Origin of the sequence: Pseudomonas sp. IT-P4 (assembly GCF_949767755.1) — a bacterium.
Lineage (GTDB): Bacteria > Pseudomonadota > Gammaproteobacteria > Pseudomonadales > Pseudomonadaceae > Aquipseudomonas > Aquipseudomonas monachiensis.
The window spans coordinates 1-13,607 of record NZ_CATKPX010000011.1; the positions used below are offsets into that span (position 1 = coordinate 1).

A 13,607-nucleotide genomic window follows, 5' to 3' on the forward strand; every position below is an offset into this window, starting at 1 on the left:
ATCTGCGGGGCTTTTTGTTGATTACGCGGTGGCTTTCTTCGCGTTGATCTTCTTCAGCTCTTCATCGCGCAATTCACGACGCAGGATCTTGCCGACGTTGGTGGTCGGCAGTGCATCGCGGAACTCCACGGAGCGCGGGACCTTGTAGCCGGTGACGTTGGCGCGCATATGCTCCATCACCTGTTCCTTGGTCAGGGTAACGCCCGGCTTGGCGACGATGAAAATCTTGATCGCCTCGCCCGACTTCTCGTCCGGTACACCGATGGCCGCGCATTGCAGCACGCCCGGCAGTGTCGCCAGCACGTCTTCGAGTTCGTTCGGGTACACGTTGAAGCCGGACACCAGGATCATGTCTTTCTTGCGATCGACAATGCGCATGTAGCCATCGGTCTGGATCAGGGCGATGTCACCGGTCTTCAACCAGCCTTCGCTGTCGAGGATTTCATCCGTGGCTTCCTGGCGCTGCCAGTAACCCTTCATGACTTGCGGCCCCTTCACGCACAGCTCGCCGATTTCGCCCAGCGGCTGCTCGACACCGGCATCGTTGATGACTTTGCACAGGGTCGACGGCACTGGAATGCCGATGGTGCCGATCTGGATGTGCTGGATCGGGTTCACCGTCGCCACCGGGCTGGTTTCGGTCATGCCGTAGCCTTCGCAGATAGCGCAACCGGTCACCGCTTTCCAGCGTTCGGCCGCGGCCAGTTGCAGGGCCATACCGCCCGACAAGGTGACTTTCAGCGCGGAGAAATCCAGCTTGCGGAAGCCTTCGTTGTTGCACAGGGCCACGAAGAGCGTGTTCAGGCCGACGAAGCCGCTGAACTTCCACTTTGACAGTTCCTTGACCATCGCCGGCAGGTCGCGCGGGTTGCTGATCAGGATGTTGTGGTTGCCGATCAGCATCATCGCCATGCAATGAAAGGTGAAGGCATAGATGTGGTACAGCGGCAGTGGCGTGATCAGGATCTCGCAACCTTCATTGAGGTTGGAGCCCATCAGCGCCTTGCACTGCAGCATGTTCGCCACCAGGTTGCGGTGGGTCAGCATCGCGCCCTTGGCCACGCCGGTAGTGCCGCCGGTGTATTGCAGTACCGCGACATCGCCACTGGCCGGACTGGCTTCCGCCACTGGCTGGCCCATGCCTTTGCTGAGCACGTCGTTGAACTTGACGGCCTTGGGCAAGTGATAGGCCGGCACCATCTTCTTCACGTACTTGATGACGCTGTTGATCAGCAGACGCTTGAGCGGTGGCAACAGGTCGGCGACTTCGGTGACGATCACGTGCTTGACGCCGGTTTTCGGCACAACGGTTTCCGCCAGGTGCGCCATGTTGGCCAGGCAGACCAGGGCCTTGGCACCGGAGTCGTTGAATTGGTGTTCCATTTCCCGCGCGGTGTAGAGCGGGTTGGTGTTGACCACGATCAGCCCGGCGCGGATTGCACCGAAGACGGCTACCGGGTACTGCAACACGTTGGGCAGTTGCACGGCGATTCGATCGCCAGGCTGCAAATCGGTATGCTGTTGCAGATAAGCGGCAAACGCACCGGACAATTCGTACAGTTCACCGTAGGTGAGTGTCTTGCCCAGGTTGCTGAATGCCGGCTTGTTGGCGAAGCGTTGGCAGGATTGCTTCAACACTGCCTGAATATTCGGATACTCGTCTGGATTGATGTCGGAAGCAATCCCAGCTGGGTACTTATCCTTCCAAAAGTCTTCGATCATGGAAGCCCACTCCTCAGCAACGCGAATTCAGCACCGCATTTGATGCGATTATTATTGGTGTTTGGTCATTGGTGAATCTGGCTGATAGAAGGCCGAGAAGTCACAAAGCGCGCCGAGAGTAGCAGCTTTGCCAAGGGTCGACTAGAGCCAAAAGCGGCCTCTACGGTCACAATTGTGACTCAAGACTTGCAAGCAGTCATTTTAGAGCAAAAAACCTATAAAGCCCTGTAGCCCGCTAAAACCGGGGCTCAAAGCAAAAGATCGCAGACTTCGACAGCTCCTACAAAGAAATGCGTTCCCTGTAGGAGCTGCCGAAGGCTGCGATCTTTTGGAGCCGCGCCGGTCCCTACGACCTGCTACGCGATATCACGCAACTCCCGCCGCAAAATCTTGCCCACCGGCGTCATCGGCAGCGACTCACGCAGCACGATGTGCTTCGGGACTTTGTACGCCGTGAAGTTTTCCTTGCAGTAAGCCTTCAGCTCTTCAAGGCTGACCCCTGCTTCACGGGCCACCACGAACAACTTCACCGCCTCCCCCGACCGCTCGTCGGGCACACCGATGACCGCACAGTTGGCGACATTCGGGTGAGCCATCACCACGTCTTCGATCTCGTTCGGGTACACGTTGAAGCCCGAGACAATGATCATGTCCTTCTTGCGGTCAACGATGCGCACGAAACCGTCCGGGTCGATCACCGCAATGTCACCGGACTTGAACCAGCCCTCGGCATCCAGCACTTCGGCCGTGGCATCGGGTTTCTGCCAGTAGCCCTTCATGATCTGCGGGCCCTTGATGCACAACTCGCCGCGTTCGCCCAAAGGTTGCTCGACACCGTCATCATTGATGACTTTCAGCGTGGTGCCCGGCACTGGCAGGCCGACCGTGCCGATCCGCGACTGGTCGCCATAGGGGTTGGTGCAGGCCACCGGGGAAGTTTCGGTCAGGCCGTAACCTTCGGTGATGCGGCAACCGGTCAGTTGCTCCCAACGCTCGGCGGTGGCCTTGACCAGCGCAGTGCCACCGGAGTTGGTGAGCTTGAGGCTGGAGAAGTCCAGGGTCTTGAAGTCCGGATGATCCATCAGCGCGACGAACAGTGTGTTCAGCCCCAGCAACGCCGAGAACCGCCAGTTCTTCAGTTCCTTGATGAAGCCGGCGATGTCCCGCGGATTGGTGATCAGCACGTTGTGGTTGCCGGTCACCATCATGCACATGCAGTTCGCTGTGAAGGCATAGATGTGGTACAGCGGCAGCGGCGCGATCATCACCTCCTGGCCTTCGCGCAGCAGCGGTTGCCCGTCGCTGGCCGACTGACTGAGGCAGGCCCGTGCCTGTTGCATGTTCGCCACCAGGTTGCCGTGGGTCAGCATCGCGCCCTTGGCCAGGCCCGTGGTGCCGCCGGTGTATTGCAGCACGGCGATGTCGTCGAGGCCGACCTTCAGTGGCTTGATACCCAGGCCACGGCCCATGCGCAGCGCACTCTTGAAGGAAACGGCCTGGGGCAAAGAGTAGTCCGGGACCATCTTCTTGACCTTGCTCACCACCGTGTTGACCAGCCACCCCTTGGCGGTGGGCATCAGGTCGCCCATCTTCGCTTCGATCAGGAACTGGATATCGGTGTCGGGCAGCACTTCCTGGACTTTCTGGCCGAACATGTTCAGGTACACCAGCGCCCGGGCACCTGAATCCTTGAACTGATGACGCATTTCCCGCGCGGTGTACAGCGGGTTGGTGTTGACCACGATCAATCCGGAGCGCAAGGCTCCGAACACGGCAATCGGGTAATGCAGGACGTTGGGCATCTGCACCGCAATGCGGTCACCCGGTACCAGGTCGGTGTGGGCTTGCAGGTAGCCGGCGAAGGCTGCGCTCTGGCGTTCCAGCTCGGCGTAGGTCAGGGTCACGCCCATGTTGCTGAACGCAGGGCGGTCAGCAAACTTCTTGCAGGAACGCTCGAACACCTCGATTACCGACTTGTAGGCTCCCAGATCGATATCCAGGGGGACGCCGGCCGGGCGTTTGTCATTCCAGAAATCAGGTTGCATTGTTGTTGTCCTCTTTACCTGAATCTATCCGGGGCCACTTCTCTGTCACTTTTCAAAAAAAATGCAAAAAGCGGAGCTTCACGGACACTAGCAGTTATGACGTAGCAGGCAAATATGCCCACGGCCGTCATTGACCGTATGAATCTACTCGCCGTGGCGTAGGCTGATCAGACGCCCGGCCAAGGATGCGCTATAAACTGCAACGAGCTGTTTCAGACCAAGCAGCCTCATGCAAAGGAACCGCCATGATCCATGACACTTTCTGGCTGACCACGAGCGACCACAGCCGCCTCTTCGTCAACCAGTGGCTCCCCGACGGCAGCCTCAAGGCAATGATTCTGCTGGCCCACGGCATGGCCGAACACAGCGGTCGCTATGGTCCCCTGGCGGAAAAACTCTGTGAGCAGGGCTATGGCGTGTGTGCCCCTGACCTGCGGGGACATGGCAAAACTGCCGAAAACGGGACACTCGGACATTTCGCCGATGACGATGGCTGGTGCAAGGTCGTGAGCGACCTGGCCAGCCTCAACCAGCACATCGGCCAGCAGCACCCTGGCGTCCCGATCGTGCTGCTCGGTCACAGTATGGGCAGTTACATCGCCCAGGCCTATCTGCTGCACCACAGTGCCAGCCTGCATGGGGCAATTCTCAGCGGCTCGAACTTCCAGCCTGTGGCGCTTTATCGTGCGGCAAGGCAGATCGCCCGTCTCGAACGCCTGCGCCAGGGCCGCAAAGGACGCAGCGCCTTGATCGAATGGCTGTCGTTCGGCTCGTTCAACAACAAATTCAAACCGGTACGCACGCCGTTCGACTGGCTCAGCCGTGATCCGGCGCAGGTCGATCTGTACGTCAAAGACCCGCTCTGCGGCTTTCGCTGCACCAATCAACTGTGGATCGATTTGCTCGGCGGCTTGCAGCAAATCAGCAAAGCGTCCAATCTCGCGCAGATCGACCCGGGCCTGCCGTTGCTGGTGATTGGCGGCGAATGTGATCCGGTGAGCGAAGGCAAACGTCTCAAGGATCTGGCCGACGCGTTGCGGGCGGCCGGCAGCCAGCACCTGCAACTGACCGTTTACCCGCAGGCGCGGCACGAACTGTTCAATGAGAGCAATCGCGATGAAATCATCGCCGATTTGCTGAACTGGATCGCACAGGCCTTGAGCGCTCCTCGGCCGCACCGGTCCGAATAGTTTTTTTGTGGATTTTTTAATTCGTCACAGGAATTGAGACAGATGACCCAGGTTACCAACACCCCTTACGAAGCCCTCGAAGTCGGCCAGACCGCCAGTTTCAGCAAGACGGTCGAAGAGCGCGACATCCAGTTGTTCGCTGCGATGTCCGGCGACCACAACCCGGTACACCTGGATGCCGATTACGCCGCCAGCACCATGTTCAAGGAGCGCATCGCCCACGGCATGTTCAGCGGTGCGTTGATCAGCGCTGCGGTCGCCTGCGAATTGCCTGGGCCGGGGACCATCTATATCGGCCAGCAAATGAGCTTTCAGAAGCCGGTGAAGATCGGCGACACCCTGACCGTGCGCCTGGAGATCCTCGAAAAACTGCCGAAGTTTCGCGTGCGCATTGCCACTCGCGTGTTCAACCAGCGAGATGAACTGGTGGTCGATGGCGAGGCGGAGATCCTCGCGCCACGCAAGCAACAGAGCGTGACGTTGACGGAACTGCCGGCCATCAGCATCGGCTGATTGACGGGGCAAAAACAAACACTGTGGGAGCGAGCTTGCTCGCGATGAGGGCCTGACATTCAACATTGATGTTGACTGAACTGGCGCTATCGCAAGCAAGCTCGCTCCTACAGTTGTTTCAACCAGGCATTACGAACGCGCACGCGCCTGGTTACGCAGAGCCTTGACCTGATCGTGATTTCGTTGCGCGCCGTGGTACTGACGCTCAACCAGATCGCGAATGCCCACCAGGTTGTGCTTGTTGATTTTCTCCATGGCGTCCCGGTAAGCCTTCAGCGCATGGTCTTCACCGCGCTCGGCTTCATTGAGTACAGCCTCCTCGCCCTTGCCGGTGAACATCGACTTCACGTCGACCCAACGACGATGCAGGTCACCGCTGACACTGGTGGAGGTTTCCGGATCGCCACCCATCGAGCGTACGGCAGACTGCAATTCCGCAGCGGCTGTCGCACAATCGGCCGAACGCTTGATGAACAGGCTCTTGAGTTCAGGGTGCTTGATGTCTTCAGCGCAAGTCTTGAACCCGGCCTGACCGTCCTTGCTGGTTTCAATCAGGTCGTTGAGTACAGAAATCGCTTCTTTATTCATGTCGGTCATTTTCAGTTCCTCGCGGTTGATGAAAGATGCAATGAGTCGTGCACCCTGCATGCCAGCCTGGAACTGTTTACTTATTCATTATTTTTCAATCAGTTAGCCATTATCAGAAAATCTGTATCCGTTTTATTTGCATGATCTGTCATTTGGCCTGCATGCAGAATGCCTGTATTTTCCAGACTGACTGAATCAAGACGACCGATTGATGAATCCTGAAAAGCTCGAACTGCTGATCACCCGCGAAATGCCCTTTGGCAAGTACAAGGGTCGAATCATTGCCGACCTGCCCGGCCCTTACCTGAACTGGTTCGCCCGGGAAGGCTTTCCCCATGGCGAGCTGGGTGGCCTGCTGGCCCTGATGCAGGAGATCGACCACAACGGTTTGTCGGACTTGCTCGAACCGCTGCGCGCCAAACACGGCAAACCTGCCCCGCGCCACTGAACACCTACCGAGTCCCCCATGCCCGACAACACCCGCCGCGCCCGTGATGAAGCCTTCTGGCAAACCTTTGCCGACCGCTACGATGTCGAACCCGGCCCGCTCAACCTGGAGAACGGTTACTTCGCACGCATGTCGCGCACGGTGGTCGAGGAATACCAGCGCAACATCGAGCTGATCAACCGCAGCAATTCGGTGTACGTGCGCCAGCGTTTCGAACAAGGCGACAGCCTGAAGATCCGTGCGCAACTGGCCAGGTTGATTGGCGTCCCCGCCGACAGCATCGCCCTGACCCGTAACGCCTCGGAAGGTTTGCAGTCACTGATCCGCAACTACAACCGGCTGCAGCCCGGCGATCAGGTACTGATTTGCGATCTGGAATACGACACGGTCAAAGGCGCCATGCGCTGGCTGGCGCGTAGTCGCGGCGTTGAAGTGATCGAGATCGAACACGCACACCCGGCCACCTTCGACAGCCTGCTCGATACCTATCGGCAAGCCTTCGCGCGGTATCCGCGGCTCAAGCTGATGGCCCTGACCCACGTCACCCATCGCACGGGCCTGGTGATGCCGGTGCAGGCGATTGCAGCGGCTGCGAAGGAGCATGGCATCGACGTCATCCTCGACGGTGCCCATGCCCTCGGCCAGCTTGAATTCGACCTGACCGAGCTCGGTATCGCCTTCGCCGGCTTCAATCTGCACAAGTGGATCGGCGCACCGCTGACCCTGGGTTTTATCTACATCGCCCCCGAACGCCTGGCCGACATCGATCCGGACATGGGCGAGATGCATTTTCCGCCCACTGACATTCGCGCCCGTACCTCGTACAGCACCCCCAATATCCCGGCGCTGATGACTCTACCGCTGGTGCTTGAAGAACATTGGGCGATGGGGGGTGCCGCGGCCAAGGGCGCGCGGCTTAACTATCTGCGCAACCGCTGGGTCGCGGCGGCGCGGCAGTTGCCGGGTGTCGAAGTCCTGACACCGGATGATCCGCGCCTGTATTGCGGTATCACTTCGATGCGTTTTACCCGGCATGCCGACCAGCAACTCATGGTCGAGCGCCTGCTCAATGAATACAACCTGTTCACCGTGGCCCGCAGTGGCGCCGCATGCGGTCCGTGCATCCGCATTACACCGGGGCTTACCACCACCGCATCTGACATGGATGTGCTGGCCAGGGCACTGACCGAACTGGGCTGACGTCAGACGGTGTATTTGTCAAAGTCCTCGGGCCTGATCTGTGTCGACACGGCGAACGTGTCGATGCCGATGGTCATCTGCCCGAAGTAGCCGTCTTCAGCCGAATCCCGCCCCAGGGTGTGCACGCTCAAGGTCGATTTTTCACCGCCCATGGTTGTATAGATAAAGTCCTGGTCGTTGGCCAGGACCGGCACCGTTCGGCCGCTGTACGGGCGACTGCCGAGTACCGAGCGCGAGGCCACCTCAGGCAGGTAAAGCTGCCCGACCCAGGCGACATGCCGTTCTTGCAGATAGTTGTTGCCGGCCGTGATGCGCACGGCGACGTGAATGTGCAAGGCGCGGCCGGCGTAAAAACCCGGATAGATCGTGGTGAAGCGCACGATGCCCGACTTGTCGGTGAACTGCCCGCCGCGCAGGTAGGTATCGTCATCGGTGCGCGGCACGGCGCCGATGTCTCCGGTATCGACCTCGACGTCCGGGTTGATCTTGCTCCAGCCCGAATAGGCACCGCGGGCATTGCAGTGCCAGATGTCCACCAACGCATCGGGGACCGGCTCACCGGTCATGGCATCGACAATGGTCAACCGCAATACCAACGGAACGCCTTCGGCGCCTTCGCTGATGTTCCTGCGGATCAGTTTGGGGTTGCGGAAATACGGGCCGGCAATCTGCTCGGGAGACAGCAGGCAGACCGGTGCCGGGGGTGCAACTGAGGTGTTGGCGTCCATGACGTTCTCTCTTCCATAAGATGAACGCAGGCTAGCACCGGTCAATTTTCGTTATGCGGTAACTATGTATCGCAGGATGTCCTTGTCCCTGTGGGGATATGAGTCGATCCAGGCAACTTTCTTCAGGCAAAAAAAACGGTGCACCGACCAAGCGCACCGTAAAGCCGTAGAACACACAACGAGGTGTAGGGTGAAGCGATCAGTCCAGCAGCGCCAAAGCCTCGGCGGTGCACTCCTGAATGCGGGCCCAGTCGCCGTTCTTGATCCACTCCGGATCAAGCATCCAGCTACCGCCCACGCACATGACGTTTTTCAACGCCATGTAGCTCTTGATGTTGGCAGGTCCGACGCCGCCGGTCGGGCAGAATCTCACTTCGCCGAACGGACCGCCCAAAGCCTTGATGGCCGCGACGCCGCCGCTGACTTCCGCCGGGAACAGCTTGAAGCGGCGATAACCCAGGCCGTAGCCTTCCATGATGCCCGAGGCATTGCTGATGCCTGGCAACAGTGGAATCGGGCTGGCGACACTGGCTTCCAGCAGGTCACGGGTGATGCCCGGGGTGACGATGAATTGCGAGCCGGCCGCTTCCGCCGCCACCAGCATATGGCGATCCAGCACGGTGCCGGCACCGGTCACCAGCTCCGGACGCTGCTCGCGCAGAATCTGGATGGCCTTGAGGCCCAATTGCGAACGCAGGGTCACTTCCAGGGCTGTCAGGCCACCGGCCGCAAGGGCGTCGGCCAGCGGCAGAACGTCTTGCTCGCGGGCGATGGTGATCACCGGCAGGATCCGCGCTTTCGCACAGATGCTGTCGATCAGGGCAACTTTATCCGCCATGGAAACGGTCGGGGATGGGTTTGTCATAGCGGCTGTTCCTTGGCTCATGGGCACCAGTAAATCTCTAACGTGGGTTGCAGAAACGCGCGAATCGGCATTGCGGCGACATCATCACCGGCCAGTGCGGTACTCAGGGTGGTCAGCTTGGACTGACCGGAAATCGATAGAACCTTGTGCTTGGCCGAGGCCAGCAGCGCACGGCTCATGGTCAGGCGCTGATGCGGCACGGTCGGCGCCAGCATCGGCCAGCAGCGACGAACGCCATCGGCCTGCAATGCCTCGGCAAGGTTCGGGCTGTTGGGGAACAGCGACGCGGTGTGGCCGTCATCGCCCATGCCGAGAATCAGCACGTCGATCACCGGCAACTCCGACAGCAAGCGGTCGGCCTGCTCGGCCGCCTGTTCCAGGTTGGCACTGGCGCTGTACAGGCTCAGGAACTGCGCCTTGGCCGCCGGGCCTTGCAACAGATAGCGCTTGATCAGGCCGGCGTTGCTGTCGGCGTGCTCCACCGGTACCCAGCGCTCGTCGGCCAGGCTGATCACCACGTTCGACCAGTCCAGCGTCTGCTTGGCCAGGTGCTGGAAAAACGCCACCGGGCTGCGGCCACCGGACACCACCAGGGTCGCAGTGCCCTGGGCTTCGATTGCGTCGCTCAGTTGTTTCGCCACGTTCAGTGCCAGGCTTTCAGCCAGCAGCACCGGGCTCTTGAACCCATGGGCGCTGACGCCCTGGGGCAGTTTCAAATCAGATATCGCCATACCACGACCTCCCGTCCCGCGTGATCAGAGCAATGGAGCTCATCGGCCCCCAGGACCCGGCCGCGTACGGCTTGGGCGCATCACCGGATTTTTTCCACCCGGCGATCAACTGGTCACACCACTTCCACGCGGCTTCGATTTCATCTTTACGGACAAACAGGTTCTGATTGCCGCGCATCACTTCCAGCAACAACCGCTCGTAGGCATCGGGAATCCGTGCGCTGCTCCAGGTGTCGGAAAAATTCAGCTGCAACGGACCGCTGCGCAGCTGCATGCCCTTGTCCAGGCCTTGGTCTTTGGTCATGACACGCAAGGAAATGCCTTCGTCCGGCTGCAGGCGGATAATCAGCTTGTTGCTGATTTGCAGGCGCTGCTCGGGAGCGAAGATGTAGTGCGACGGTTCCTTGAAATGGATGACGATCTGCGACAGCTTCTGCGGCATGCGCTTGCCGGTACGCAGGTAAAACGGCACGCCGGCCCAGCGCCAGTTGCGGATGTCGGCACGCAGGGCGACAAAGGTTTCGGTGTCGCTCTGGGTGTTGGAATTGGGTTCTTCCAGGTACCCCGGCACCGCTTTGCCTTCGCTGTAGCCAGCGATGTATTGGCCGCGCACCACCTGGGTGGTCAGGCCTTCCGGGCTGATCGGCGCCAGGGCCTTGAGCACTTTGACCTTCTCGTCGCGGATGCTGTCGGCGGACAGGTCGGCCGGCGGGTCCATGGCGATCAGGCAGAGCAGTTGCAGCAGGTGGTTCTGGATCATGTCCCGCAGCTGGCCGGCCTTGTCGAAGTAACCCCAGCGGCCTTCGATACCGACCTTCTCGGCCACAGTGATTTCCACGTGGGAAATGTAGTTCTGGTTCCACTGGGTTTCGAACAGACTGTTGGCGAAACGCAAGGCGATCAGGTTCTGGACGGTCTCTTTACCCAGATAGTGGTCGATGCGATAGGTGCGGTTCTCCGGGAAGAACTGTGCCACGGCGTCGTTGACCTTGCGCGAGGATTCCAGGTCCGAACCGATGGGTTTTTCCAACACCACGCGGGTGTTTTCCGCCAGGCCGACCTTGGCCAGGTTCTCGCAAATTGCGCCGTACACGGCGGCCGGGGTCGCAAAGTAGGCGATGACCCGCTGCGAACTGCCGGCGGATTCGGCCAGGGCCACATAATCATCGGGATTGAGGAAGTCGACGTGCAGGTAGCTCAGGCGCGCCAGAAAACGCTCGACCACGGCTTCGTCCAGCTCTTTGGCGCCCACATAGCGGCGCAGCTCGGAGGTGATGAACGCCAGGTGTTCCTGCTCGCTGCCCGGCTCACGGGCCAGCGCGATGATCCGCGTATCCTCGTGCAGGAGGCCTGCACCATCGAGTTGATAGAGGGCAGGAAACAGCTTGCGCAGGGCGAGATCGCCAAGAGCGCCGAACAAGGCAAAGGTGCACGGTTCAACCGTAATCGAGAGCATGATGTTTGTTCTTTTATCAAGTTAAGCTACAAATACCTTTTTTCAAGGCATCACTCAAGGGAAAATGTAGTAATAACCACAACATTTTCGCAAAATACAGATTCCGAGTGGTGGTCGGTCGGAGCCATCAGTAGGATAGGCCACCGTTACGGGCCTCACCAAAGGCCCTTTTTGCATTAGCCGCGCGCTTATCGGCGCCGGTGAATCAAGGAAACTTATATGGACCGCGTGCGAAATTTACTGGAGCAAATCCAGAATCGCCTTGAAGAGCTGAACAAGGCCGAACGCAAAGTCGCCGAGGTGATCCTGCTCAACCCGCAGCAGGCCACCCGCTTCAGCATCGCCGCCCTCGCCCAGGCCGCTTCGGTCAGCGAACCGACGGTCAACCGTTTCTGCCGTTCGTTCGGCGTCAGCGGCTACCCCGAGCTCAAACTGCAACTGGCCCAGAGCCTGGCCAGTGGCGCCGCCTATGTCAGCCGCGCGGTGGAGGCCGATGACAATCCGGAGGCCTACACCCAGAAGATCTTCGGCAGCGCCATCGCCTCCCTGGACAGCGCCTGCCAGGCACTGGACCCGAACCTGATCAGCCGTGCCGTCGACCTGCTGATCCAGGCGCGGCAAATCCACTTCTTCGGCCTCGGCGCCTCGGCCCCGGTGGCACTGGATGCGCAGCACAAGTTCTTCCGTTTCAACCTCGCCGTCACGGCCCACGCGGATGTGCTGATGCAGCGCATGATTGCCTCGGTGGCCCATACCGGCGAGTTGTTCGTGATCATTTCCTACACCGGCCGCACCCGCGAACTGGTGGAAGTGGCCCGCATCGCCCGGGAAAACGGCGCCTCGGTGCTTGGGCTGACCGCCGAGAACTCACCACTGGCCAAGGCCAGTACCCTGAGCCTGAATATCCCGCTGCCGGAAGACACCGACATCTACATGCCGATGACGTCGCGGATCATCCAGCTGACCGTGCTCGACGTGCTCGCCACCGGCATGACCTTGCGTCGCGGGGTGGATTTCCAGCCGCATTTGCGCAAGATCAAGGAGAGCTTGAACGCCAGCCGGTATCCGGTGGGTGACGAGTTTAATTAGGACGCTTCGCGCAAAAGATCGCAGCCTCGTTTCACTCGTCAGCTCCTACAGGTATACGCGCTTGTGTAGGAGCTGCCGAAGGCTGCGATCTTTTGATCTTCTTTACACCCCCCCACCCGCGCCTGCAAACTCAAATGCGCCCGCTCCCCCGGTTTCAGGCACAGGCTGTCGGTGCCTCCACTCGCCGCTTCCACACAGACAAATTCGGATATCTCGTTCCAGGTCACGCCGAGCAGCGGACGTGAACCGGGATGCCACACCACGGTGTCGGCCGTATCCCCGGTATCGATGCACAACGCCCGGTCCCAGGCATGGTCGTTCAACTGCAATTCGCCGTCGTGCTGGAACACCCGCTGGCATCCGCCGTCCACGCGTAACTCGCCTTCCTGCTGACAAACCTGCCGGCTCAACTGGTCGTAACCCTGCGCGCCTTCGAGCCCAGACAGCGCTATCTCACTGACATCGCCAATACGCCAGTAAGCATGCAAAGCCTGGCTCAACTGGCACGGCATGTCGTCCTGATGCTCGGTGCTCAGGCGCAGTTCCATGCGTTCACCCAGGTGCGCGTGCAGGTCCACCTGCCAGTCGCACAGCTTCAGTTGCCAGTGCAATCGCACGCCATCGTCGTCACTGTTGCTGTCGAGCAGCTTCCAGTCGAGCAACCGCGCCCAGCCATGGGACGGCCAGGCGTTCTCGCTCGGATGCCGGCCATACCAGGGCCAACACACCGGCACGCCGCCACGAATGGCGCCGACCTGCGGCCACTTTGCCGCGCACCACAGCCAGGGTTTCTGGCCCTTGGGCTGGAAGTGCAGCAACTGCGCGCCCTGACGGCTGAACACCGCCTGACACAGCGGATGGTCGATCACCAGCACGTCGCGCGTCTGATAGCGCTCCCACGCGAACACCGGACGTTCGCGCAAGGATTTGAAGAAGCGTTGTAGCGGATGCTCAAGCATGTGCCACGGTCCTGAAATCAACTGTCACCGGGGTGCGCGGCCCGCAAAAAAAAGCGGACAGCCATGGCTGTCC

At 60.0% G+C, this 13,607-nt stretch carries 13 protein-coding genes; 5 read left to right on the plus strand and 8 right to left on the minus strand.

Going from position 1 to position 13,607, the window contains the following annotated elements; genetic code table 11:
- Positions 1 to 21: 21 nt before the first annotated feature.
- Complete coding sequence (fadD1, locus tag ACM6IT_RS00060) at positions 22 to 1,722, minus strand: long-chain-fatty-acid--CoA ligase FadD1 (protein ID WP_056725937.1); 1,701 nt, start codon at positions 1,720 to 1,722, stop codon at positions 22 to 24.
- A 356-nt stretch (positions 1,723 to 2,078) separates the two neighbouring features.
- The gene (gene fadD2 / locus ACM6IT_RS00065; RefSeq protein ID WP_056725939.1) at positions 2,079 to 3,767 is read right to left on the minus strand and encodes a long-chain-fatty-acid--CoA ligase FadD2; all 1,689 of its coding nucleotides are present in this window, start codon (positions 3,765 to 3,767) and stop codon (positions 2,079 to 2,081) included.
- Positions 3,768 to 4,012: 245 nt separating this feature from the next.
- Here fadD2 and ACM6IT_RS00070 point away from each other — a divergent pair, with 245 nt between their 5' ends.
- Both ACM6IT_RS00070 and ACM6IT_RS00075 read left to right on the plus strand, forming a co-directional pair.
- A complete protein-coding gene (locus tag ACM6IT_RS00070) occupies positions 4,013 to 4,957 on the plus strand; it encodes a lysophospholipase (RefSeq protein WP_414917229.1) in 945 nt (314 codons plus the stop codon).
- 42 nt (positions 4,958 to 4,999) lie between these two features.
- Complete coding sequence (locus ACM6IT_RS00075) at positions 5,000 to 5,470, plus strand: MaoC family dehydratase (RefSeq protein WP_056725943.1); 471 nt, start codon at positions 5,000 to 5,002, stop codon at positions 5,468 to 5,470.
- 129 nt (positions 5,471 to 5,599) lie between these two features.
- Here the strand turns inward: ACM6IT_RS00075 and ACM6IT_RS00080 are convergent, their stop codons facing one another.
- On the minus strand, positions 5,600 to 6,067 hold the full coding sequence (locus ACM6IT_RS00080) for a ferritin-like domain-containing protein (protein WP_056726325.1): 468 nt from the start codon (positions 6,065 to 6,067) through the stop codon (positions 5,600 to 5,602).
- A gap of 202 nt (positions 6,068 to 6,269) precedes the next feature.
- Between ACM6IT_RS00080 and ACM6IT_RS00085 the strand changes: the two genes are divergently transcribed.
- Positions 6,270 to 6,506 carry a DUF3820 family protein gene (locus ACM6IT_RS00085; protein ID WP_003227425.1) on the plus strand — a complete coding sequence of 79 codons (237 nt, stop codon included), beginning with the start codon at positions 6,270 to 6,272 and terminating at the stop codon, positions 6,504 to 6,506.
- Between the two features lie 18 nt (positions 6,507 to 6,524).
- A complete protein-coding gene (locus tag ACM6IT_RS00090) occupies positions 6,525 to 7,706 on the plus strand; it encodes an aminotransferase class V-fold PLP-dependent enzyme (RefSeq protein ID WP_414913162.1) in 1,182 nt (393 codons plus the stop codon).
- A gap of 2 nt (positions 7,707 to 7,708) precedes the next feature.
- Here the strand turns inward: ACM6IT_RS00090 and ACM6IT_RS00095 are convergent, their stop codons facing one another.
- The 4 genes from ACM6IT_RS00095 to zwf all read right to left on the minus strand — a co-directional run bounded on the left by ACM6IT_RS00095 (position 7,709) and on the right by zwf (position 11,486).
- Positions 7,709 to 8,434: an intradiol ring-cleavage dioxygenase gene (locus tag ACM6IT_RS00095; protein ID WP_056725946.1), complete on the minus strand. Its 726-nt coding sequence runs from the start codon at positions 8,432 to 8,434 to the stop codon at positions 7,709 to 7,711.
- A gap of 199 nt (positions 8,435 to 8,633) precedes the next feature.
- Entirely contained in the window at positions 8,634 to 9,299 is a 666-nt protein-coding gene (locus ACM6IT_RS00100; protein ID WP_414917230.1) for a bifunctional 4-hydroxy-2-oxoglutarate aldolase/2-dehydro-3-deoxy-phosphogluconate aldolase, read from the minus strand.
- A 17-nt stretch (positions 9,300 to 9,316) separates the two neighbouring features.
- Complete coding sequence (pgl, locus tag ACM6IT_RS00105) at positions 9,317 to 10,030, minus strand: 6-phosphogluconolactonase (protein WP_414917231.1); 714 nt, start codon at positions 10,028 to 10,030, stop codon at positions 9,317 to 9,319.
- Positions 10,017 to 11,486, minus strand: a complete 1,470-nt coding sequence (gene zwf / locus ACM6IT_RS00110) for a glucose-6-phosphate dehydrogenase (protein ID WP_056725950.1) — start codon at positions 11,484 to 11,486, stop codon at positions 10,017 to 10,019. Before zwf ends, pgl begins: the two co-directional genes overlap by 14 nt.
- Before the next feature lie 228 nt (positions 11,487 to 11,714).
- Here zwf and ACM6IT_RS00115 point away from each other — a divergent pair, with 228 nt between their 5' ends.
- Entirely contained in the window at positions 11,715 to 12,575 is an 861-nt protein-coding gene (locus ACM6IT_RS00115) for a MurR/RpiR family transcriptional regulator (protein WP_170948639.1), read from the plus strand.
- A 38-nt stretch (positions 12,576 to 12,613) separates the two neighbouring features.
- Here the strand turns inward: ACM6IT_RS00115 and ACM6IT_RS00120 are convergent, their stop codons facing one another.
- Positions 12,614 to 13,534, minus strand: coding sequence for a D-hexose-6-phosphate mutarotase (locus tag ACM6IT_RS00120; protein ID WP_414913159.1), 921 nt, complete (start codon positions 13,532 to 13,534; stop codon positions 12,614 to 12,616).
- Positions 13,535 to 13,607 lie beyond the last annotated feature (73 nt).